Origin of the sequence: Kribbella pratensis (genome assembly GCF_004365355.1) — a bacterium.
Classification (GTDB): domain Bacteria; phylum Actinomycetota; class Actinomycetes; order Propionibacteriales; family Kribbellaceae; genus Kribbella.
In genome coordinates, this window is record NZ_SODP01000003.1 from 259,999 (window position 1) to 281,614 (window position 21,616).

The window sequence follows — 21,616 nt, forward strand, 5'->3', positions numbered from 1 at the left end:
GGCAGATGAGCGAGCAGACGTCGATTCCCGCGGATCCGGAGCTCGATCCGACCGCGTCGTACGCGACCGACCAATCGGTCATCCGCCGGTTGTCGGGGCTGCTGCGGGCGACGGCGGGCACCAGGACGTCGTACGCGCCGGCGACCGGGCAGCCGATCGCGGACCTGCCGGTGTCGAGCGAGAACGACGTGGTTGCGGCGGTCCGGCTGGCCCGCAAGACGCAGCAGACCTGGCGACGGGTGCCGCTCGCCGAGCGTGCCGCGATCCTGCTGCGGTACCACGACCTGGTCCTCGACCACCGGCACGAGCTGGTCGACCTGATCATCCGCGAGTCCGGCAAGGCGCGGAAGCAGGCCTTCGAGGAGCTCGCACACGTAGCGCTGACGGCGAGATACTACGGCCGCAAGGCGCAGGAACTGCTCGAGCCGCAGCGCAAGCTCGGCATCTTCCCGGTGCTCACCCGGGCCGAGGAGCGGTTCGTGCCGAAGGGTGTCGTCGGCATCATCTCGCCGTGGAACTACCCGCTGACGATGGCGATCAGCGACGGTCTGCCCGCGATCCTGGCCGGCAACACGGTCGTGCACAAACCCGACAGCCAGACCCCGCTGACAGCGCTCCGCGGGATCGAGCTGCTGTACGAGGCCGGTCTGCCGCGGGAGGCCTGGCTCGCGGTGAACGGCGACGGCCCGACCGTCGGCGGCGCCCTGATCCAGCACGCGGACTACATCTGCTTCACCGGCTCGACCAAGACCGGCCGGCTGGTCGCGAAGCAGTGCGGTGAGCGGCTGATCGGCTGCAGCCTCGAGCTGGGCGGCAAGAACCCGATGCTCGTACTGCGTGACGCCGACATCCACCGTGCCGCCGAGGGCGCCGTACGGGCCTGCTTCGCGAACGCGGGTCAGCTGTGCGTCTCGATGGAGCGGCTGTACGTCGCCGACCAGGTGTACGACGCGTTCGTGACGGCCTTCGTCGACCGGGTGAAGAAGCTCCGCCTGTCGGCCGGCAGCGGCTGGGACGTGGACATGGGCTCGCTGATCTCGAAGGCGCAGCTCGAGACGGTCACCCGGCACGTCGAGGACGCGCGGTCCAACGGCGCGACCGTCCTGGCCGGCGGGAAGCCGCGACCGGACATCGGCCCGCTGTTCTACGAGCCGACCGTGCTGTCCGGCGTCACCCCGGCGATGGAGTGCTTCGACAACGAGACCTTCGGGCCGGTCGTGTCGATCTACCGGTTCTCCGACGAGTCCGAGGCGATCCAGCGCGCGAACGAGGGTGAGTACGGCCTGAACGCGAGCGTCTGGACCCGCGACGGCCGGCGTGGTCGTGCGGTCGCCGCACAGCTGATGGCCGGCACGGTCAACGTCAACGAGGGGTACGGCGCGACCTTCGGCTCGATCGACACGCCGATGGGCGGCATGCGGTCGTCCGGCCTCGGTCGCCGCCAGGGCGTCGAGGGCATCCGCCGGTACGTCGAACCACAGGCGATCGCCACGCAACGGCTGATGCCGATCGCGGCGTCGCACGGGCTGTCCGACGAGAAGTTCGCCGAGCTGATGACGGGCGCGCTGCGGATTCTCAAGAAGATCGGCCGCCCGTGAGTTTCGACTACGACGTACTGATCGTCGGGTCCGGATTCGGTGGGTCGGTCAGCGCGTTGCGGCTGACCGAGAAGGGCTACCGGGTCGCCGTACTCGAAGCCGGTGCGCGGTTCGAGGACACGGCGTTCGCGAAGAACTCCTGGGACACCAAGCGGTTTCTGTTCGCGCCGAAGTTCGGGATGTACGGCATCCAGCGGATCAGCGCGCTGCGTGACGTCATCATCCTGTCCGGCGCCGGTGTCGGCGGCGGCAGCCTCGTCTACGCGAACACGCTCTACGAACCGCTGCCCGCGTTCTACGCCGACCGCCAGTGGGCGCACATCACCGACTGGAAGTCCGAGCTCGCGCCGTACTACGACCAGGCGAAGCGGATGCTCGGCGTCACGACGTACCCGGGCTTCACACCGGCGGACAAGGTGATGAAGCAGGTCGCCGATGACCTGGGCGTGGGGGACACGTTCCACCCGACGCCGGTCGGGGTCTTCTTCGGCGAGGCCGGTGTCGAGGTCGACGACCCATACTTCGGCGGCGCTGGCCCGCGTCGTACCGGCTGCATCGACTGCGGCGAGTGCATGACCGGGTGCCGCCACAACGCGAAGAACACGCTGACGAAGAACTACCTGTACCTGGCCGAGAAGTCCGGCGCGGAGGTCTACTCGCTGACCACCGTGACCTCGGTCGAGCCGCTCCCCGGCGGCGGGTACGCCGTGGACACCCGCCGTACGTCGAACAGGAAGCTCACCCGTCGCTTCACCGCGCAGCAAGTGATCTTCGCCGCCTCGGCCCTCGGCACGGCGAAGCTCCTGCACCGGCTCCGCGACGAGGGCAGGCTACCCCGCCTGTCCGGTCGGCTCGGCGTACTGACCCGGACCAACTCGGAGTCGCTGCTCGGCGCGATCTCGAAGGACCGCGACGTCGACTACAGCCGCGGGGTCGCGATCACGTCGTCGTTCCACCCGGACGACATCACCCACATCGAGCCGGTCCGGTACGGCAAGGGCAGCAACGTGATGTCGCTGCTGCAGACCGTGCTGACCGACGGCGACGGCGACAAGCCGCGCTGGCGGACCTGGCTGCGGGAGCTCGGTGTCCAGCGGAAGAACATCCGCAAGTTGTACGACCTCAAGCACTGGTCCGAGCGGACCGTGATCGCGCTGGTGATGCAGACCGCGGACAACTCGATCACGACGTACGGCAAGCGGGACCGGCTCGGCCGCTGGCGGCTGACGTCCAAGCAGGGGCACGGCGCCCCGAACCCGTCCTGGATCCCGGTCGCGAACCAGGTGGTCCGGCGGATGGCGAAGCTGATGAACGGTACGCCGGGCGGCACGATCGGCGAGCCGTTCAACGTGCCGATGACCGCGCACTTCATCGGCGGCTGCGCGATCGGCGACTCGGCCGAGACCGGCGTGGTCGATCCCTACCACCGGGTCTACGGGTACGACGGCCTGCACATCGTCGACGGCTCGACGATCTCCGCGAACCTCGGCGTCAACCCGTCGCTGACGATCACCGCCCAGGCCGAGCGCGCGCTGTCGTTCTGGCCGAACAAGGGCGAGGACGACCCGCGGCCGGCGATCGGGTCGGCGTACCAGCGGGTGCAACCGGTGAAGCCTGCCCACCCCGTTGTCCCTGCCGACGCCCCCGGCGCTCTCCGCCTCCCGATCTACCCCAAGCAGTCTGTGACGGAGCCGTAACAAGACCGCAACCGACCGCCCGGACTCGGGGCCGTGAACACCCTCCGGTGGCGTTGGACAGGAAATACCTTGTGCATGGCCCCGACAAGTTGTGCGACCCCCCGCCAATTGGCGGGAGCAATTGCTGGGATAAATGAAAAAGCCTCAGCAGTAGGTTTGCTGAGGCTGGTGAATGTGCTGAGAAAGGGAGCAGGTCCCTCGGGAACGTTTCCGCCCAAATCGTTTCCCGAGGGACCCACTCAAGCCGGGGTGAGGCGCCCGGCGCTTTGGGATCGGATCGCCAACCATGGCTGGCGACCCGAGCTCTTGGTTACTACCTTACATCCGATTCCCACCGCTTCGAGGCCTTGTGACCACTCTGCGTGCTGATCGTAATGATCAGCTTTTGTTGCTCCTGGTAACCGGGTGGCGGTCTTCCTTGCGGTAACCGCCTTCGTACACATCAACGAGCCCATCTACGGGGGGTTACGAGGTTCCGCAGAAATATCCGGATTCTTTTGCGGGAAGTGCGGAGAGTGGCCGTGAGGCACTTCGGCCGGAGATGTTGCACGTGACGCCCGCCGCAGAACCGGCGTACCCGTCTGACCTACTCTGAGCCGACCGTTCTGATGAGGCAGGAGAAGGCATGAGCGACATCCTGGACGTGGCACGTGAGCAGGTTCTGGGGCAGGGCATCGGGCTGAGCCAGGAGCAATTGGTCGAGGTCCTCAGCACTCCCGACGACCAGCTGCCCGAACTGCTCGCGCTCGCGCACGACGTCCGGGTGAAGTGGTGCGGCGAGGAGGTCGAGGTCGAGGGGATCATCTCGCTCAAGACCGGCGGCTGCCCCGAGGACTGTCACTTCTGCTCCCAGTCCGGTCAGTTCACCTCGCCGGTGCGCTCGGTCTGGCTGAACATCCCCGAGCTGGTCGAGGCCGCCAAGGAGACCGCGAAGACCGGCGCCACCGAGTTCTGCATCGTCGCCGCGGTGCGCGGACCGGACCAGCGGCTGATGAGCCAGGTGAAGGCCGGCATTGAGGCGATCAACGCCGAGGTCGACATCAACATCGCCTGCTCACTCGGCATGCTCACTCAGGAGCAGGTCGACGAGCTGAAGTCGTGGGGCGTGCACCGGTACAACCACAACCTCGAGTCGGCCCGGTCGTACTTCGGTGACGTCGTCACCACGCACTCGTTCGAGGAGCGCTGGGAGACCTGCCTGATGGTGCGCGACTCCGGGATGGAGTTGTGCTGCGGTGGCCTGGTCGGGATGGGCGAGACGCTCGAGCAGCGCGCCGAGCTGGCCGCGCAGCTGGCCGAGCTCGACCCGCACGAGGTCCCGCTGAACTTCCTCAACCCGCGACCGGGCACACCGTTCGGCGACCTCGAGGTCATGGACGGCAAGGACGCCCTGCGGACCATCGCCGCGTTCCGGCTGGCCATGCCGCGCACCGTTCTCCGGTACGCCGGCGGCCGCGAGCTGACGCTCGGCGACCTGGGCACGCGGGACGGACTGCTCGGCGGGATCAACGCCGTGATCGTCGGCAACTACCTGACCACCCTGGGCCGCCCGGCGACCGCCGACCTCGACCTGCTCGCCGAGCTGAAGATGCCGGTGAAAGAGCTGCAGAAGACGCTGTGACCGAGATCTACTGCGGCCGATGCGGCCGCTCTGTGGAGGATGGCACGCACGACGACTGTCGTCGGGCGTTGGCGCTGGAGCCGCCGAGGTACTGCGCGGAGTGCCGCCGCCGGATGGTCGTCCAGGTCCACCCGATGGGTTGGTCGGCCCGCTGCTCTGTCCACGGTGAACTCACGTCAGACAGGCCCTAAGCTGGTCTGCATGCCTGCTGCCGCACCTCGCCTCCTGGTCGCGCTCTACGGGCCGACCTCGGCGGGCAAGACCGCGGTGTCGGTCGATCTGTGCCTGCGAATCCAGGACGAGCTCGGGCTCGCGACGATGGTCGTCTCCGCGGACTCGCGGCAGGTGTACCGGTACATGGACATCGGCACCAGCAAGACGACGCCGGAAGAGATGCGCGGCATCCCGCACACGATGATCGACGTCACCGAGCCGGTGCGGAAGCTCGAGCTGGAGACGTTCGTCTCGCAGGCGCGCGGGCACATGGAGCAGACCTGGGCGGCCGGCGGTGTGCCGGTGATCGTCGGGGGTACGAGCGTCTACGTCCGCTCGCTGCTGGAGGGCTGGGAGGTCGACGCCGTCGCCGAGGCGCGGAACGCGATCCGCCGCGACTTCCCGCGCAGCATGGCCGAGGACGCGTACGCCGTACTCAGCCGGCTCGACCCGAAGGGCGCCGCCAAGATCCACGAGAACAACTACGACGCGATCGTGAACGCACTGGCACGGGCCATGGGCAACGATCCGGAGCGGGCCGTCGCGCCGGCGACCCGGCAGGTCGTGTTCTCGGTCGACCGGTCGGCGAGCGAGATCGATCAGCGGGTCGCCGCGACGTACGACCATCAGATCGAGCGCGGGCTCCGCGACGAGGTCCTCGGTTTGGACGAGCGGTACGACGTCCTTACGCAGTACCGCCGGCTGGGTCAGAAGTCGCCGAACCAGGTCGTCCACACCCACGGGTACACCGAGTGGTTCGACGTCGCGCTCGACCGGGGCAAGGCGCTCGACAACCTGAACGCGGACGACCAGGCAGAGGTCCGCAAACGGGTGGTCGAGCGAATCCAGACCCACACCCGACGCCAGCGCGCAGCCATTCCCAAACTCACCGGCGTCCGCCCGGCCCGCAACGCCAACGACGCCTTCAACGCAGTGAAGTCAGCCCTCGAAGCCGGCCCGGTCGATCGCACCCCGAGCCGCAAGCCCAGCAACTCCGGCGGCAAGCCCGGCAACTCCAGCAACTCCAGCAAGACAGGCAACTCGGGCGGCAAGTCCGGCAGCGCCGGGAAGTCCGGCAGCTCGGGCAAGTCCGGCAGCTCGGGCGGCAAGCGGGCCGGCGGCCGCTCGGGTCGCGGCGCCCAGCCTGGCCGACCCAACTCGAACCGCGGCTCCCGCCGCCGCTGACCCGACGCGACAGCAAGCCGGGGCAGACCACACGCGGTCGCCCCGGTTGCCTTGGTCGCGCACCGGCCGTCCGTCGTGGACGGTCGCCGGCGTCAGCCTCTTACTTGCCCTTGCCCTTCTTCTGCTCGGCCTTCTTCGCGGCGGCTGCAGCGCGGCCGCGCTGGGTGTTCGGGTTGGTGGAGCGAGCCTGGTCGGCCTGCTTCCGCGATGCACCCCGCTCGTGCCTGTTGCGGTTGCTCTCGCGCTGGTTGTTGTCGTGTTCCTGGTCCTTGCCTTTTTTGCTGAAGGGCATATCCGGTTTCCTTCTGTCGAAGCCGCGAGCCGCGGCGCATGATCGGTCGGGTTCCAGCAGACGGCCCGAACCGCGGGCCGGGTTCCAAGGCGGGGCAGGCTAGCCGCGGCCCTGTCCCTCTCGCCGGGGCGGACGGGCCGGGGTCCGGATCGGCAGATCGCGAGGGGTCGTTGCCTTCCCGCCCTGCTCGGTCTTGCCGCCCTGGGGCTTGTCCTTGTTCGTGTCCTTGGCGCCGTACGGCACGTGTTGCTCCTCTCGATGCGAGCCGCGGGATGCCGCTCGTGATCGGTCATGTCTCCAGCAGACGTCGGGTGTCGCCGGCCGGTTCCCCGCTGGTTCGAAGCATCGGAAGATTAACCACGACCGGGGTTCACTCTGCGTTCACAGCGGTGGTGGCCGAAGGGGCGATTGACCTGGCTCGTCGGCTATCGTTTGGGCGTGGTTAACGTCGCCGCCGTCAACGTGCTGACCGAGCTCGGTACGGCGCGATGGTCGGCGCCGGAGGCCATGGCCTACGAGATCGCCCAGGAGGGTGTCCGGCAGGCGATCGGCTTCTACGCCCGGCCGATCACGGCCGAGGAAGCGGCTGCCGATCCCGATGTCGCGGTGAGCCGCCGGACGGCGCAGCAGGCCTGGGCGGCGCGTGGACAGGAGCTCACCCCGCTCGACATCCGGGCGATCAAGCGGATCCGCAAAGAGGCCGACGACCTCCTCATCATCGATGACGAAGACGACGATGACGAGGATGCTGATGACGGCGAGGAAGCTGACGACGACGGTGACGACGACGACCTCGCCGAGGGTGACGAGGACGAGGACGACGGGACACTGGAGTAGTCGTGACGAGTCTGTGGGGGACCGGGTCGGCGGCGGCTGACCGGGAGTTGCTGGATGCCGCGGAGAGCGCGCGGATCTTCCGCGAGCTGATCGTGCCCGACCAGCTCGCCGGGAGCCGGCAGGAGCAGCCGGTCGTGGTGCTCGTCGGAGGTCAGCCGGGCGACGGCAAAGCCACGATCACCGCGCTGGTTGCCGCTCTCCTGCGCCACCGCGGTCGTCCGGTCGTCCTCAACCCGGCCGCCTACGAGCCGTACCACCCACGCTTCTACCAGCCGATCACCGACGAACCGCCGACACCGAGCGCGGACGTCGAAGCCGACGGCCGGCGTTGGTACGCGATGGCCGAAGCGCACGTGATCGAGCAGCGGTACGACGTGATCGTCGAGACCGAGCTCGTCGACCCGGACGCCTTCGCCGACTCGGCCCGGCGTTTCAAGGCGGCCGGTTTCCAGGTCGAGGTCGCGATCCTGGCAGTACCCGAGGCACTCAGCCGCCTCGGCGTTCTCGAGCGTCACCTACGCGCGCTGGAGGCCTACGGCTTCGCCCGGCTCGCGCCGCAAAGCGTTCACGACGAGGGGTACGCCGGCGTGCTGCGTGCCGCCGAATTGATCGACGCAGGTGACTGGGCGGACCGGATCGCCGTACTGCGTCCTGACGGGCAGCTGTTGTACGGCAACCAGCGCACCGCTGACGGGCAGTGGCAGCGACCGGTACGGACCGCCGAGGCGATCACCTACGAGCGGGATCGTCCGTGGACCGTGGTGGAGTCGCGGAACTTCCTGGAGGCCGCGTCGCAGGTCGCCCGGATCGGACTGGCGGCGCCGGTGCAGTGGATCCGTGATGAGTCGGTCGACGGCGGGAAGACAGTGACTGCGATGGCGCGGTCGCGGTTGCATCCGGATGCGGTGACGTTGCATATCGCAACGGCCGGGACCCAGTAGTAGGAGATGTCGCCCACATCCTGACCACCCGTGACGTCGTCGTCGGCGGGCAGCGATTACCGTGGTGGGTCCTCAGGATGGAGGCGGGAGACGGTGTCACAGTCGGTCAATGTGCTGCTACAGCAGGATTCGGAGCTGCTCTGGCATCCGTACTCTTCGCTGACCGCGCCGTCGCCCGTGCGGCTGGTCCGCGGCGCGTCCGGCGTACGGCTGCAGCTCGACGACGGAGCCGGCGGGACCGTCGAGGCGATCGACGCGATGGCGTCCTGGTGGTGCATGATCCACGGCTACCGGAACCCGGTGCTGGATGCCGCGGTGAAGAATCAGGTCGATGACTTCAGCCACGTGATGTTCGGCGGGCTGACGCACGAGCCGGCGATCCGGCTGGCCGAGCGGCTGGTGGAGATCACGCCCGCATCCCTGCAGCACGTCTTCTTCTGCGACTCGGGCTCGGTTTCGGTCGAGGTCGCGATCAAGCTCGCGCTGCAGTACCAAGTTGCCCGCGGCAACAATGGCCGGACCCGGATGCTGACCGTTCGCGGCGGCTACCACGGCGACACCTTCGCTCCCATGAGCGTCTGCGACCCGGTCAACGGCATGCATTCGCTCTTCACCGGCGCCCTGAAGGAGCAGGTCTTCGGGCCTCAACCCCCGGCCGACTTCGACCGCTCTGCCGACGACCCTGAACTACAGGCCTGGGCCGCCGCGATCAGCGACCTCGCCGAGCAACATTCCGACGAGATCGCAGCCATCATCGTCGAGCCCATCCTCCAAGGCGCCGGTGGCATGTATCCGTACAGCCCTGCCTGCCTGCGAGTACTCCGCGAGCTCGCGGACCGCCACGGCTTCCTCCTCATCCTCGACGAGATCGCCACCGGCTTCGGCCGCACCGGCACCCTCTTCGCCTCCGAACACGCCGACGTCGAGCCCGACATCCTCTGCGTAGGCAAGGCCCTGACCGGCGGCTACCTCACTCTCGCGGCCATGCTCTGTACGACGGACGTCGCGCGAACGGTCTCCGACGGCCCGGGTGGCGCGTTGATGCACGGGCCGACCTTCATGGCGAATCCACTGGCCTGCGCGGTCGCCCTGGCCTCGATCGATCTCCTGCTGTCCCAGGACTGGGCTGCTCGCGTCGGCGCGATCTCCGCGGGGCTGTCGGCCGGCCTGGCCGGGGCGCGGGAGTTGCCTGCGGTGAAGGACGTGCGCGTGCTGGGCGCAGTCGGTGTCGTACAACTCGGCGGGCCGGTCGATCTGCCGCGGATGACCGAGGCGGCGTTGCGGCGCGGAGTGTGGGTGCGGCCGTTCCGCGACCTCGTCTACACGATGCCGCCGTATGTGTGCACCGACGAGGAGATCGCGACCATCGCGGCGGGGATCACCGGCGCGATCGAGGAGGCCGGCTGATGCTCGAGGACTGGCTCGCCCCGAAGTCGGCCGCGCTGGAAGCGCGGGGTCTCACCCGCCGGCTGCGTGCGCGTGCCGCGGACGACGACCTGATCGACCTTGCAGGCAACGACTATCTCGGTCTCGCGCGCGATCCGCGCGTGATCGAGGCCGCAGCCGAGGCTCTGCACACGTGGGGGACCGGCTCAACCGCTTCCCGCCTCGTCACGGGTACAACGGCTCTGCACGAGGAGCTCGAGACGGCGCTGGCTGCCTACGTGGGCCAGGAGTCCGCACTCGTGTTCTCGTCCGGCTACCTCGCCAACCTCGGCGTGGTCACCGCTCTCGGCGGCCCGGGGACCTTGCTGGTCTCCGACGAGCACATCCATGCCTCGCTGGTGGACGCGTGTCGCTTGTCCCGCTCCCGCGTCGAGGTCGCCCCGCACAACGACGTGGAAGCCGTCGAGAAGGTCCTTGCCGAGCGCAACGAACCGCACGCAGTGGTGATGACCGAGTCCGTGTTCAGCGTCCTCAGCGATGCAGCGCCGCTGACAGAACTGGCGGCCGTCGCTGAGGCTCATCAGGCGCTGCTGCTGGTGGATGAGGCCCACGGTCTCGGGGTGACCAGCGGTGGCCGGGGCTCGGTGCATGCTGCGGGGCTGGCCGGTCTGGACCATGTCGCCGTCACGATGACCCTGTCCAAGTCGATGGCTTCGCAGGGCGGTGTCGTCCTCGGTCCGGCGTTGTTGCGCGAGCACCTCGTCAATCGCTCGCGGCCGTTCATCTACGACACCGGCCTCAATCCGGCCGCCTGTGCCGCGGCCCTCGCCGCACTCCGCGTCCTCGAGGCCGAACCGGATCGCCCCGGTCGCATCCACGCCGCCACGGGTCGGCTGGCCACAGTCTTCGACGTACCGCTCCCTGCCGGACCGGTGGTCTCGATCCCCATGCCCGGCCCGCAGCAAGCGGTCCAGGCAGCGGATGTGTGCCGTCTCAACGGCGTACGCGTAGGGAGCTTCCGGCCGCCTTCGGTTCCCGACGGGATCTCTCGTCTCCGCCTGACCGCCCACGCCGGTCTGTCCAGCCATGACCTCGACCGTGCGTGCGATGTGATCGTCGAGGCGATCGGGCAGGTCTCATGATCATCCTCGTCACCGGCACCGACACCGAGGTCGGCAAGACCATCACCACCGCCGCCCTGGCGGTCCGGGCGGCCGCGTCGGGCTCGCTTGCGGTCGTCAAGCCGGCGCAGACCGGGGTCGGGCCGGATGAGCCGGGGGATCTCGACGATATTCATCGGCTGACTGGGCTGACCAAACTGCACGAGGGTGTCCGCCTGCGCGATCCGTTGGCGCCGACCACGGCCGCGCGGCGGGAGGGCGTGACGTTGCCTCCGGTTGCCGTGCACGCCAAGGCGATCGACGAGCTCGCCCGCACGAACGACACTGTGCTGGTGGAGGGTGCGGGTGGGATCCTGGTCGGGCTGGATGCCGAGGGCAACAACCTTGCGGACCTTGGCGGGCACCTGACGACACCGTTCGGTTTCGTTGTCGTGGCGCGAGCCGGTCTCGGGACGCTGAACCATGCCGGACTGACCGTCGAGGCGTTGCGGTCACGGGGACTGCCGATCGAAGGACTGGTGATCGGGTCGTTGCCGGCGGAGCCGGACCTCGCCGAGGAGTGCAACCTGGTCGACCTCCCCGCGGTGACCGGAGTGCCGGTGATCGGCCGGATTCCTGCCGGTGCGGGATCCCTTGACCAGGAATCGTTCAAGGCCGCCGCCCCGAGTTGGTTCGGATGAGCGGTTGCCCGGCCCGGTACGACGCGGCGCTGGGGTACTGGGTTGTCGACGATCCGGCGTTGGCGCGTGAGGTGTTGCTGGATCCGGAGACGTTCCGGCCGGACAACGCCGTACTCGCGCATACTCCGCTGTCGGTGAAGGCGTTGCGGGTGCTGTCGGGGGTTGGGTTCGCGCTGCCGCCGACGCTGGCCAACAACGCGGGGGAGTCCCATCGGCCGATCCGGGCCGCTGTTGCGCGGTTCTTCAGCCCTGCTCGGGTTGCCGCTGTCGAGCCTCTTGCCCGTGAGCTGACCTCGGTTCGGGTCGCGGGCGCAGCGGCTCGGCTCATGGACGGTGAGGAGGTCGACCTCGTCCAGGCGATCGCCGCCGAACCGCCGGCCCTCGTGCTGCTCCAGCTGCTCGGTCTCGCGGACGTCGACGTACCGTCGTTGAAGGCTTGGAGCCTGGACTCGCTCGAACTGTTCTGGGGCCGGCCCGACGAAGACCGTCAGCTGGAGCTGGCTCACAGCGCGGCCGAGTTCTACGCGTGGTTGCGGACGCGTACGGCGGCTGCCCGGCTCCAGCCTGCCGACGACCTGTTCGGCGCGCTGGTCGCCCTGGGTCTGACCGACGAGGAGGTCTGTGCCGTCGGCTACTTCCTCCTGATCGCCGGCCAGGAAACCACCACCCAACTCATCTCCACCACCTTCCACCACTCCCTCACCCACCCCTCCACCCCGCCACCCGAGCTCAGCAGGCGCTCCGCGCCGGCTGAGGCGGTCGCGCGCTCCGCGCCGGATGAGGCCTCCGGGCGCTCCGCGCCGGCTGAGGCGGTCGCGCGCTCCGCGCCGGATGAGGCCTCCGGGCGCTCCGCGCCGGGTGAGGTGGGGGGCCGCTCCACGCCGGCCGAGGCGATCGGGCGCTCTGCGCCGGGTCGGGCGGAGCGCATCGTTGAAGCGACGCTTCGGGAGACGTCTTCTGTTCCTACCTGGAGGCGGGTTACCTCGCGGCCGGCGACGGTTGGTGACGTGGCGCTGCCTGCGGGGGTGCCTGTGCTGCTCGGGTTGTCCGGGCACGGTGGGCCGGCCGATCTTGCGTTCGGCGTGGGCATCCACCGGTGCCTCGGCGCGGGGCTCGCGCGGCTGGAGGCTCGGGTTGCGTTGGAATGTGCTCAGGACCTGCTGGCCGGTGTGCGGTTGACCGAGGAGCCGCCGATGATCGAGCTGCTCTCGTTCCGGGCGCCGAAGCGTCTCCTGGTTGTAACGGACGGTAACACCCGCGACAACTGACGCGACTAGCGTCCGACTCGTGAGCTCAACCTCCCGATGCCGAGTCCGGCTGTGGTTCGGTCCGCACCAGATCTCCGACTACATCGGCGACCAGGCCGCCGCCGCCCGCTACGAGGCAGCGATGCGACGCCGCTTCCCGGGCCTGGAGATCACCACCGACCCACTGCCGGTGACTGCCCGACCGGCGGATTACAGCCCTGCTGACCTGCACCGATAGGCTTTGCAGGTGGCCCAGGAATCTGCACAGCATGAGTTGGTCTTGGTTGTCGACTTCGGAGCGCAGTATGCGCAGCTGATCGCGCGCCGTGTGCGCGAGGCGAAGGTGTACTCCGAGATCGTGCCGCACTCGATGCCGATCGAGGAGATGCTGGCGCGCGAGCCGAAGGCGATCATCCTGTCCGGCGGTCCGCAATCGGTGTACGCCGAGGGCGCGCCGCGGGTCGAGACCGCGCTCTTCGAGGCCGGCGTACCGGCGTTCGGAATCTGCTACGGGTTCCAGGCGATGGCGCAGACGCTCGGCGGCGACGTCCGACGTACCGGACTGCGTGAGTTCGGCCGGACGCCGGTCACCGTCAGCGAGCCGGGGACGCTCCTCGCGAACATCCCCGAGGACCTGAACGTGTGGATGTCGCACGGCGACGCAGTGCACGCGCCGCCCGCCGGATTCGCCGTACTGGCAGCATCCGAGGGTGCGCCGGTCGCGGCGTTCGAGGACCTGGACCGGCGGTTGGCCGGCGTGCAGTGGCACCCGGAGGTCCTGCACTCGCAGGCCGGGCAGGCTGTGCTGGAGCACTTCCTCTACCAGATCGCCGGCTGCAAGGGTGACTGGACGACGACCAACGTCGTCGACGAGCAGGTCGAGTTGATCCGCCGGCAGGTCGGCGACAAGCAGGTGCTGTGTGCGCTGTCCGGCGGCGTCGACTCCGCGGTCGCGGCGGCCCTGGTCCACAAGGCGATCGGCGACCAGCTGACCTGTGTGTACGTCGACCACGGTCTGCAGCGGGCCGGTGAGTCCGAGCAGATCGAGAAGGACTTCGTCGCCGCGATCGGGATCCGGCTCGAGGCGATCGACGCCGAGGAGCAGTTCCTGACCGCACTCGCCGGGGTGACCGATCCGGAGCAGAAGCGGAAGATCGTCGGCCGCGAGTTCATCCGGACGTTCGAGGCGACGGCGCGCAAGGTGGACGCCGAGCGGCACATCGAGTTCCTGGTCCAGGGCACGCTGTATCCGGACGTCGTCGAGTCCGGCGGCGGCACCGGCGCGGCGAACATCAAGTCGCACCACAACGTCGGCGGTCTGCCCGACGATCTGCAGTTCAGCCTGATCGAGCCGCTGCGGACGCTGTTCAAGGACGAGGTCCGCGAGCTCGGCCTGGCGCTCGGCCTGCCGGAGACGATGGTCTACCGGCACCCGTTCCCGGGTCCGGGCCTGAGCATCCGGATCATCGGCGAGGTCACCCGCGAGCGGCTCGACATCCTCCGCGCGGCCGATCTGATCGCCCGCACCGAGCTGACCGCGGCCGGGCTCGACCGCGACATCTGGCAGTTCCCGGTGGTCCTGCTGGCCGACGTACGCTCGGTCGGCGTTCAGGGTGACGGCCGCACGTACGGACACCCCGTCGTCCTGCGCCCCGTCACCAGCGAGGACGCGATGACCGCCGACTGGTCCCGCTTGCCGTACGACGTGATCGAGCGCATCTCGACCCGCATCACCAACGAGGTCGACGAGATCAACCGCGTCACCCTCGACGTCACCAGCAAGCCGCCGGGCACCATCGAGTGGGAGTAACCGGTCACACGGGGTGATCTCCCTTGATCTATAGGGTTTTCATCGCCTCGATGCCGTCGAGGAGGCGGTCCAGGCCGTAGCGGTACGAGTCGGCGGGAGTTGAGTCGTACCCCTTCGCATGCCAGATCGCGGTCATCGCGGGATGCCGGTCGACATCGAAGTACGTCTCCCACAGGTCGTTCCGCTCGAACCACCAGGCGTCGTTGGTCTGCCCCGTGGTGCGCTCGACCAGCCGGCTCTCGGCCTCGAGGTGGGCGGCGGAGTCGACGTACGTCGTGATGGCGAGGGCAGCCGTGTTCGTCTCGGTCGCGGTCAGGCCGAGACCGAGCACCGCGGACAGTAGGTATTCGCGGCCGGCCAGCATGCCCGGCCCGACCGGCGGACGGATCGTCGAGACCTGCGAGAGCCAGAGGTGTTGCTGGAACATCGCGCGGGTCTGCTGCGAGTAGATCTCGACCTGCGCGCGCCAGTCGTCGGGGCGCGGCGCACCCGGGCCGGGGAGCTCGCGTTCGACGAGCACCTGGTCGACCATCAGGTCAAGCAGCTCGTCCTTGGACGGCACGTACGTGTACAGCGTCATCGTGCCGACGCCGAGCTCCTTGGCGAGCCCACCCATCGAGGCTGCCGCGAGTCCTTGCTCGTCGGCCAGCCGGATGCCTGTCTGCACGACGTCGTCCACGTTGAGCGATGGTCGCCTGCCCGCGCCACGCTGCCTGGCCGGCTCGTTCGCTGTTGGTTCGGCTGCGGGGCGGCGGTGGTTGCGCCACAGCAACGCCAGCGTCTTGTCCGGCTGCCCCTGACCGCTTCGCCGCTCGCTCACGCCGACAACGATAGGCGGTCGCTTGAATTCTCGTATACCCTACGAGAATTGTCGTGAGGGAGGAGCGGTATGACGATCTTGGTGACAGGGGCGACCGGCAGTGTCGGCCGGCTGCTCGTGGACGAGTTGGTGTCGGCGGGCGCGGCGGTGCGGGCGCTGACCAACAATCCGGCTCGCGCGGCGCTGCCGGACGAGGTGGAGGTCGCCCGCGGGTATCTCGGCAGGCCGTCGACGCTGCCGGCCGCGCTGGCCGGCATCGACACGGTCTACCTCGCGCCGCTTCCGGCGTACGTCGACGACTTTGTCCGCTGCGCGAAGGAGGCCGGTGTGCGGCGAGTTGTCGTCCTCTCGGGCGAGCCGGCCGACTATGAGGCGCAGGGGGATCCGTCGGCGTGGCACTACTACCGGATCGAGCGCGCGATCGAGGCGGGCGGCTTCGACTGGACCTTCCTGCGTCCGGGGCAGTTCATGAACAACACGCTCGGTTGGGCGCCGTCGATCAAGGCCGAGAGCGTCGTGCGAGCGCCGTACGCCGGGGCCGTGCAGACGCCGATCGACCTCGCGGACATCGCCGCGGTCGCGCGCGTGGTGCTGCTGTCGGAGCGCTTCTCCGGCCAGAAGATCATGATGAGCGGGCCGGAGGCGCTCACGCCGCCGGAGGAAGTCGAGCAGATCGCGGAGGCGATCGGGCGCGAGGTGCGCTTTATCGAGCAGACGCCGCAGGAGTACCTCGACGAGCTTGCGCCGGCGATCGGGCTGGAGACCGCGCAGTGGTTGCTCGATGGCTTCCGGATGATGGCGGAGTATCCGATGAAGCCGGAGCCGGCGGTGCCCGAGCTCCTCGGCAGACCCGCTGTGACCTACCGCGAGTGGGCGGTCGCCAACGCCGCCGCCTTCCGCTGACATGCCATCTCCCGGGCTCCGCGAGCCCGGGAGATGGGTCGGTCAGCGCTCCGGGTCGAACCCGAACTTGCGGACATCCTGCGCGCAGCGGCACGCGACCGCGATCTTCGCGGCCCACTCCAGGGCGGCCTCACGGGTGGGTACGTCGACGATGGTGAGGCCGCCGATGAGTTCCTTGCCGCCCGGCCCCGGGCCGTCGGCGACAGTCCCATCGGTCGCCACGACGCCCCACTCCACGTCGCCGTCGTCGTAGCTCAGGCCGCCGCCGTAGACGTACACGCCGGCGCGTTTGGTCTCCTGAATCACCGCGTGGGCAGCCCTGCCGACGTCGGGAAAGTCCTCCGCGGGGATGTGGTCCATCGCACCCTTCTCGAACGAGATCAGGTACTGGGTCATGTCTCGGTGCTCCTTGTCCGGGGCGGCCACCCCGCCCTCTCTCGCTCTTGCAACGAACGCCGCCCGCCGGATCCGACAAGCGCCTGGACACGATATTGGACATCCAGGGGAACATGTGTTCGACTATTGGGCATGCGATGGGCGGGTCAGCAGTTGGATGCCGAGACCCCAGGCACGTTGCCGGGGCTCGGGTTGATCGCGGGTCTGGTCCGGTCGGTCACGACGCCGGAGTTCCAAGGCATCACGTTCCATGAGGTAGTCGCACGGTCGGCACTGAACTCGGTGCCCGGGACGGGATTACCGTTCAACTGGACGGTCAATCCGTATCGCGGTTGCACGCACGCCTGTCGGTATTGCTTCGCCCGACCGACCCATAAGTACCTGGAGCTCGACAGCGGCCAGGACTTCGACCGCCAGATCGTGGTGAAGACCAACGTCGCCGACGTACTCCGGCGGGAACTGGCGCGCCCGTCCTGGAATCATGAACAAGTTGCCCTGGGCACCAATACCGATCCGTACCAACGCGCCGAGGGCCGCTACCGGCTGATGCCCGGCATCATCGAGGCTCTCGCCGGCTCCGGCACACCACTGTCGGTCCTGACGAAGGGCACCTTGCTTCGCAGGGATCTGGATCTGCTGTCGGCCGCTGCTTCCGAGGTGCGAGTCGGTATCGGGATCTCGTTGGCTCTAGGTGACGAGGAACTCCGGCGCCGCCTCGAGCCCGGTGTCCCTTCGGTCCGCGGTCGCCTGGACCTGATCCGGGCAATCCGCGACGCCGGCCTCCCGTGCGGGGTGATGGTCGCCCCCGTTCTCCCGTGGCTCACCGACTCCGCCGACCAGCTGGACGACCTCTTCGGCCAACTCTCCGAAGCCGGCGCCACTGGCGTCACCACTCTCATCCTCCACCTGCGCCCGGGCGTCAAAGACTGGTTCATGGCCTGGCTGGCCCGCGACCACCCCGACCTCGTCTCCCGGTACGAATCCCTCTACGCCCACGGCTCCTATGCCGGCCCCAGCTACCGCAAAGCCTTCGAAGACAAGGCCCGCCCCCTCCTCGACAAACACGGCTTCGGCCGAGGCTCCTCCCACCGCTCCAAACCCCTCAACGGCATGCACCCCACGCCCGCAACCGGAGTAGTCAACGGCCACGGCACCACCTCCGGCTGGGGCGAGGCCCCAAGCGACGCGTTGCTGCCGGAATCTGAGTCGACGAGCAGCAGGCAGGCAGAATCAGCGAGCAGGGCTGGGGCAGGATCGGCGAGCGAGGGTGGGGCAGACCTGAGCGATGCATCAGTGTCCGACCCGGCGACGGATCGTTTCCGCCGTCCGCCTACCCGGCGGAGTCGCCCCACAACTCCCACACAGGAAGCCCTCTTCTGACCCTAGGCGGTCGACCGGCGCGGTCCAGGGTTCTGGTCACCACGACGCAACGGCGTGATCCGCGATTGTGCGGTCCGCGTGAGTAGATTGCGATCGCCCGCGCGGTAGCGCGTGAGTCCAGCGATGCCGGGGGTGCGCAGGCGGTGAGCCGGGGGTGCGCAGGCGGTGAGCCGGCGGGGTTCCGAACGCCGGGCGCCGGAGGGGTTGGGCAGGCGAGGCACCGGACCGGATGCGCAGGGGATGGGTCGGAGGGTGGGTGGGAGCGGCGCGTGTGGCGACGAGCGAGCCGTGTACGGCTGTAGCTCGGCGGCAGGGGATCGAGTTGCCGGGCCGAGACCGCGGAGCGCCTGGTGGCACACCGCGGGGTGGCCGCGGTGGCTAGGGGAGGGTGAGGATTTGGGGGCCGTCGGGGGTGATGGCGACGGTGTGTTCGGCGTGGGCGCCTCGGGTGTGGTCGGCGGAGCGGAGGGTCCAGCCGTCTTCGTCGATGATGTACGTGGAGCCGGGGCCGGCCCAGAACCAGGGCTCGATGGCGAAGACGTGGCCGGCGCGGAGTTTCATGCCTCGGCCCGGGCGGCCGCCGTTGGGGATGTGCGGGTCCTCGTGCATGCGGCGGCCGACGCCGTGGCCGCCGAAGTCGAGGTTGGTGCCGACGTTGTCGCGCTTGCCGATCCGTCCGATCGCGGCGCTGATGTCTCCGATGCGGTTGCCTTCGACGGCGGCCGCGATGCCCGCGGCGAGCGCTTCCTCGGTGGTGGCGATCAGCTCGAGGTCCTCGGGTCGCGGCGTACCGACGCAGAAGCTGGTCGCGGCATCCGCGCACCAGCCGTTGATCGACGCGCCGCAGTCGACGTTGAGCAGATCCCCGTCTTCCAGTCGAAGGTCGCTCGGCAGACCGTGCAGTACGGCGTCGTTCACCGACGTGCAGATCACACCGCTGAACGGCGACGTCGCGAACCCCGGTTGGTACCCCTCGAACAACGACACCGCCCCGGCGGAACGCAGCACGTCCCGGGCGACCTCGTCGAGCTCGCGGAGCGAGACCCCGGCCGCGGCCTGCTTCTTCACCGCGGCGAGCGCAGTACCGACGACTCGCCCGGCCTCGCGCATCTGCTCGATCTCCGCCGCCGTCTTCAACTCGACCATCGTTTGCTTCCTCGTTCACGACTCGATGCCACCGGATAACTATACCGGTACTATTATCACACTCATGGTCCGACCACCTCTGTCCACCTGGGACCGCGAACGCGGTCGTCAGCTCGGCCGTCTGCTCCGCGCGGCGCGCGGCGAGCGCAGCATGGTCGAGGTGGCTGCGGCGTGCGGCGTCTCGGTCGACACGCTCCGCAAGATCGAGACCGGCCGGATCCCGACGCCGGCCCTGTTCACGGTAGCTGCCGTCGCCGCCACTCTCGAGATCTCCCTCGACGACCTGGTGGACGCGTGCCAGGACAGCCGGCCGGAAGGTAGAGCCAGCAGCTCCGACCTGATCGCGTAGGACACGATCGGATCTCCGTCCCAACCAAAGCCCCCGGCGCCGCGTCTTCATCGGCGACAAAGGGGGCTGGGGATGGCAGTACGACGACGTGCGGTGCTCGGGGGCCTGCTGGCCGGCGCCGCGGCGATGGCGACGACCGGATGTATCGCGGACACCTACGCGGACACGACCAGCGATCACGGCACGAAGTCCGCAAGGACCACAGAACCGAAACAGGCAAACCAGCCTGATCGGATTACCGTCGTGGCGACCGGTGACGTACTGCTGCACGAACGTCTCTGGACAACGGCGAAACGTGATGGCAGCGATGGCGACTGGGACTTCGCACCGCTGATGAGCAGCGTGAAACCCCTTGTGCAGAAGGCGGATCTCTCGATCGCGCACCTGGAGACTCCGCTTGCACCTGCTGGCGGTCCGTACCACGGTTACCCGCTCTTCCAGGGTCCGCCGCAGATCGCAGCCGCGCTCAAGCAGACCGGGTACGACCTGTGCACGACCGCCAGCAACCACAGCTTCGACGGCGGCGCGAACGGGGTCGACCGGACCCTGAACACCTTGGACAAGGTCGGTTTGAAGCATGCGGGTACGGCGCGGTCGCGGGCCGAGGCGGAGCAGACGACGATCGTCGACGTCGGCGGTGTGAAGATCGCTTCGCTCAGTTTCACGTTCGGGTTCAACGGGTTGCCGTACCCGAACGGTCAGACCTGGCGCGCCGGCACGATCGACGCGAAGACGATCGCCCGCAAGGCGCAGGAGGCGAAGGATCGCGGCGCCGATCTCGTCCTGGTCAGCTGTCATTGGGGCACGGAGTACTCGAGCAAGCTGAACGACCAGCAGCGCGAGGTCGCGCCGCAATTGCTTGCTGATAGCAACATTGATCTGGTGATCGGTCACCATGCGCATGTTGTCCAGCCGATGGAGCAGTTCGACGGCAAGTGGGTCGCGTACGGTCTGGGCAACCTGGTCGCCGCGCATCGCGAACCCGAGAGCACGAAGGCCGAAGGGCTGGTCGTCCGCTTCACGTTCAAGCGTGACGGCGACCGGTGGTCGACCGAGCAGGCCGAGTTCGCGCCGCTGTTGATGACGGATGTGCTGCCGGTGCGGGTTCTCGACGTACGGCGTGAGCTCGCAAAGGGCACGTCGGTGGCGAAGAAGAGCCGGCTCGAGCTGGCGCAGCGGCGTACGACGGAGACGGTTCTGTCGCTCGGTGCGGCGCCGAAAATGCTTTGAGCTGTTGGGGTTCGACGGTCTAGGGTCCGTTGCATGATTACGTACTTCGTGATGGTCCGTCGTGCCCGGCTCCGGGCAGGCGAGGGGTGCCTGGGGATGGCATCCGCTCGATAGTCGTTGGGCCCAACGGGTCGTGGACGCGGCCGGGGTCAAGCCCGGTGAGCTCGTCCTCGACGTCGGGGCCGGACTCGGTGCGCTCACTGCACCGCTGGTCCGGGCCGGCGCCCGGGTGGTCGCCGTCGAACTCCATCCTGGTCGTGCCGATCGGTTGCGGAAACGGTTCGCGGACGCGCCGGTGACGGTCGTCCGTGCGGATGCCGGTGATCTCCGGTTGCCGTCACGGCCATTCCGGGTGGTGTCCAGTCCGCCGTACAACATCTCTACGCTGCTGCTGAAGCGGTTGCTGGCGCCCGGTTCACGCCTGGTGTCTGCTGACCTCGTGCTCCAGCGGCAGGTAGCGAACCGGTGGGCCCGCGGCGAGGCGCCGGGCGCGAACCGGTGGTTCCGCTACTACGACCCGTCCATCGGGCTTCGCCTTCCCCGCAAGGCTTTTACCCCACCTCCACATGTCGACTCCGCAGTACTCCTCCTACGCAAACGCTGAAAGAAACCCCGCCCCCTCGCTTCGCTCGGGGGCGGGGGAGGGAGGACCGCCAACCGCTCGACGGGCGGCCCGAGCGAGTTGCGTCTGCTTGAGGGGAGGTGGGCGAGTGCCCGAGCTCAGGGAGGGAACTCCCATGTATGCGACGGGCGGGCGGTGCCCG

At 68.7% G+C, this 21,616-nt stretch carries 23 protein-coding genes; 18 read left to right on the plus strand and 5 right to left on the minus strand.

The window, feature by feature from the left end; all coding sequences use genetic code 11:
• Nucleotides 1-5: 5 nt before the first annotated feature.
• The 5 genes from EV653_RS28980 (at nucleotide 6) to EV653_RS29000 (ending at nucleotide 6,314) form a co-directional block, all read left to right on the plus strand.
• Complete coding sequence (locus EV653_RS28980; protein WP_134107331.1) at nucleotides 6-1,598, plus strand: succinic semialdehyde dehydrogenase; 1,593 nt, start codon at nucleotides 6-8, stop codon at nucleotides 1,596-1,598.
• On the plus strand, nucleotides 1,595-3,295 hold the full coding sequence (locus tag EV653_RS28985) for a GMC oxidoreductase (protein WP_134107333.1): 1,701 nt from the start codon (nucleotides 1,595-1,597) through the stop codon (nucleotides 3,293-3,295). The genes EV653_RS28980 and EV653_RS28985 overlap by 4 nt, the downstream gene beginning before the upstream one ends.
• A gap of 625 nt (nucleotides 3,296-3,920) precedes the next feature.
• A complete protein-coding gene (gene bioB, locus EV653_RS28990; protein WP_134107335.1) occupies nucleotides 3,921-4,916 on the plus strand; it encodes a biotin synthase BioB in 996 nt (331 codons plus the stop codon).
• On the plus strand, nucleotides 4,913-5,107 hold the full coding sequence (gene bsaP, locus EV653_RS42870) for a biotin synthase auxiliary protein BsaP (protein WP_134107337.1): 195 nt from the start codon (nucleotides 4,913-4,915) through the stop codon (nucleotides 5,105-5,107). The genes bioB and bsaP overlap by 4 nt, the downstream gene beginning before the upstream one ends.
• Nucleotides 5,108-5,117: 10 nt before the next feature.
• Nucleotides 5,118-6,314 carry a tRNA (adenosine(37)-N6)-dimethylallyltransferase gene (locus EV653_RS29000; protein ID WP_134107339.1) on the plus strand — a complete coding sequence of 399 codons (1,197 nt, stop codon included), beginning with the start codon at nucleotides 5,118-5,120 and terminating at the stop codon, nucleotides 6,312-6,314.
• Between the two features lie 100 nt (nucleotides 6,315-6,414).
• Here EV653_RS29000 and EV653_RS29005 read toward each other — a convergent pair whose 3' ends face one another.
• Nucleotides 6,415-6,606 carry a hypothetical protein gene (locus EV653_RS29005; RefSeq protein WP_134107341.1) on the minus strand — a complete coding sequence of 64 codons (192 nt, stop codon included), beginning with the start codon at nucleotides 6,604-6,606 and terminating at the stop codon, nucleotides 6,415-6,417.
• 99 nt (nucleotides 6,607-6,705) lie between these two features.
• Nucleotides 6,706-6,849, minus strand: a complete 144-nt coding sequence (locus EV653_RS41380; RefSeq protein ID WP_166679611.1) for a hypothetical protein — start codon at nucleotides 6,847-6,849, stop codon at nucleotides 6,706-6,708.
• A gap of 195 nt (nucleotides 6,850-7,044) precedes the next feature.
• Between EV653_RS41380 and EV653_RS29010 the strand changes: the two genes are divergently transcribed.
• The 8 genes from EV653_RS29010 to guaA all read left to right on the plus strand — a co-directional run bounded on the left by EV653_RS29010 (nucleotide 7,045) and on the right by guaA (nucleotide 14,628).
• A complete protein-coding gene (locus tag EV653_RS29010; RefSeq protein WP_134107343.1) occupies nucleotides 7,045-7,443 on the plus strand; it encodes a hypothetical protein in 399 nt (132 codons plus the stop codon).
• A gap of 2 nt (nucleotides 7,444-7,445) precedes the next feature.
• Nucleotides 7,446-8,384: a zeta toxin family protein gene (locus EV653_RS29015; protein WP_134107345.1), complete on the plus strand. Its 939-nt coding sequence runs from the start codon at nucleotides 7,446-7,448 to the stop codon at nucleotides 8,382-8,384.
• Between the two features lie 135 nt (nucleotides 8,385-8,519).
• A complete protein-coding gene (bioA, locus tag EV653_RS29020) occupies nucleotides 8,520-9,791 on the plus strand; it encodes an adenosylmethionine--8-amino-7-oxononanoate transaminase (protein WP_441294983.1) in 1,272 nt (423 codons plus the stop codon).
• Nucleotides 9,791-10,912 (plus strand): 8-amino-7-oxononanoate synthase, encoded by a 1,122-nt coding sequence (locus EV653_RS29025; protein WP_134107349.1) that lies wholly within the window; start codon nucleotides 9,791-9,793, stop codon nucleotides 10,910-10,912. The genes bioA and EV653_RS29025 overlap by 1 nt, the downstream gene beginning before the upstream one ends.
• A complete protein-coding gene (gene bioD, locus EV653_RS29030; protein ID WP_134107351.1) occupies nucleotides 10,909-11,571 on the plus strand; it encodes a dethiobiotin synthase in 663 nt (220 codons plus the stop codon). The genes EV653_RS29025 and bioD overlap by 4 nt, the downstream gene beginning before the upstream one ends.
• Nucleotides 11,568-12,839, plus strand: coding sequence for a cytochrome P450 (locus EV653_RS29035; protein WP_134107353.1), 1,272 nt, complete (start codon nucleotides 11,568-11,570; stop codon nucleotides 12,837-12,839). Before bioD ends, EV653_RS29035 begins: the two co-directional genes overlap by 4 nt.
• Nucleotides 12,840-12,858: 19 nt before the next feature.
• Nucleotides 12,859-13,056 carry a hypothetical protein gene (locus EV653_RS29040; RefSeq protein ID WP_134107355.1) on the plus strand — a complete coding sequence of 66 codons (198 nt, stop codon included), beginning with the start codon at nucleotides 12,859-12,861 and terminating at the stop codon, nucleotides 13,054-13,056.
• 9 nt (nucleotides 13,057-13,065) lie between these two features.
• Nucleotides 13,066-14,628 carry a glutamine-hydrolyzing GMP synthase gene (guaA, locus tag EV653_RS29045; RefSeq protein WP_202871884.1) on the plus strand — a complete coding sequence of 521 codons (1,563 nt, stop codon included), beginning with the start codon at nucleotides 13,066-13,068 and terminating at the stop codon, nucleotides 14,626-14,628.
• 28 nt (nucleotides 14,629-14,656) lie between these two features.
• Here guaA and EV653_RS29050 read toward each other — a convergent pair whose 3' ends face one another.
• The gene (locus EV653_RS29050) at nucleotides 14,657-15,448 is read right to left on the minus strand and encodes a TetR/AcrR family transcriptional regulator (RefSeq protein ID WP_134107357.1); all 792 of its coding nucleotides are present in this window, start codon (nucleotides 15,446-15,448) and stop codon (nucleotides 14,657-14,659) included.
• 69 nt (nucleotides 15,449-15,517) lie between these two features.
• Here EV653_RS29050 and EV653_RS29055 point away from each other — a divergent pair, with 69 nt between their 5' ends.
• Nucleotides 15,518-16,351 carry an NmrA family NAD(P)-binding protein gene (locus EV653_RS29055; RefSeq protein WP_134107359.1) on the plus strand — a complete coding sequence of 278 codons (834 nt, stop codon included), beginning with the start codon at nucleotides 15,518-15,520 and terminating at the stop codon, nucleotides 16,349-16,351.
• 42 nt (nucleotides 16,352-16,393) lie between these two features.
• Here the strand turns inward: EV653_RS29055 and EV653_RS29060 are convergent, their stop codons facing one another.
• Complete coding sequence (locus EV653_RS29060) at nucleotides 16,394-16,747, minus strand: YciI family protein (RefSeq protein WP_134107361.1); 354 nt, start codon at nucleotides 16,745-16,747, stop codon at nucleotides 16,394-16,396.
• Nucleotides 16,748-16,879: 132 nt separating this feature from the next.
• Here EV653_RS29060 and EV653_RS29065 point away from each other — a divergent pair, with 132 nt between their 5' ends.
• A complete protein-coding gene (locus tag EV653_RS29065; RefSeq protein WP_134107363.1) occupies nucleotides 16,880-18,127 on the plus strand; it encodes an Rv2578c family radical SAM protein in 1,248 nt (415 codons plus the stop codon).
• 378 nt (nucleotides 18,128-18,505) lie between these two features.
• On the opposite strand, the gene map is transcribed toward EV653_RS29065, so the two are convergent.
• On the minus strand, nucleotides 18,506-19,273 hold the full coding sequence (map, locus tag EV653_RS29070) for a type I methionyl aminopeptidase (protein WP_134107365.1): 768 nt from the start codon (nucleotides 19,271-19,273) through the stop codon (nucleotides 18,506-18,508).
• A gap of 64 nt (nucleotides 19,274-19,337) precedes the next feature.
• Here map and EV653_RS29075 point away from each other — a divergent pair, with 64 nt between their 5' ends.
• From EV653_RS29075 to EV653_RS29085, 3 genes are all read left to right on the plus strand, one after another.
• Entirely contained in the window at nucleotides 19,338-19,622 is a 285-nt protein-coding gene (locus EV653_RS29075; protein ID WP_134107367.1) for a helix-turn-helix domain-containing protein, read from the plus strand.
• A 72-nt stretch (nucleotides 19,623-19,694) separates the two neighbouring features.
• Nucleotides 19,695-20,852: a CapA family protein gene (locus tag EV653_RS29080; protein ID WP_238160516.1), complete on the plus strand. Its 1,158-nt coding sequence runs from the start codon at nucleotides 19,695-19,697 to the stop codon at nucleotides 20,850-20,852.
• A gap of 61 nt (nucleotides 20,853-20,913) precedes the next feature.
• A complete protein-coding gene (locus EV653_RS29085) occupies nucleotides 20,914-21,456 on the plus strand; it encodes an rRNA adenine N(6)-methyltransferase family protein (protein WP_134107369.1) in 543 nt (180 codons plus the stop codon).
• Nucleotides 21,457-21,616: the final 160 nt, after the last annotated feature.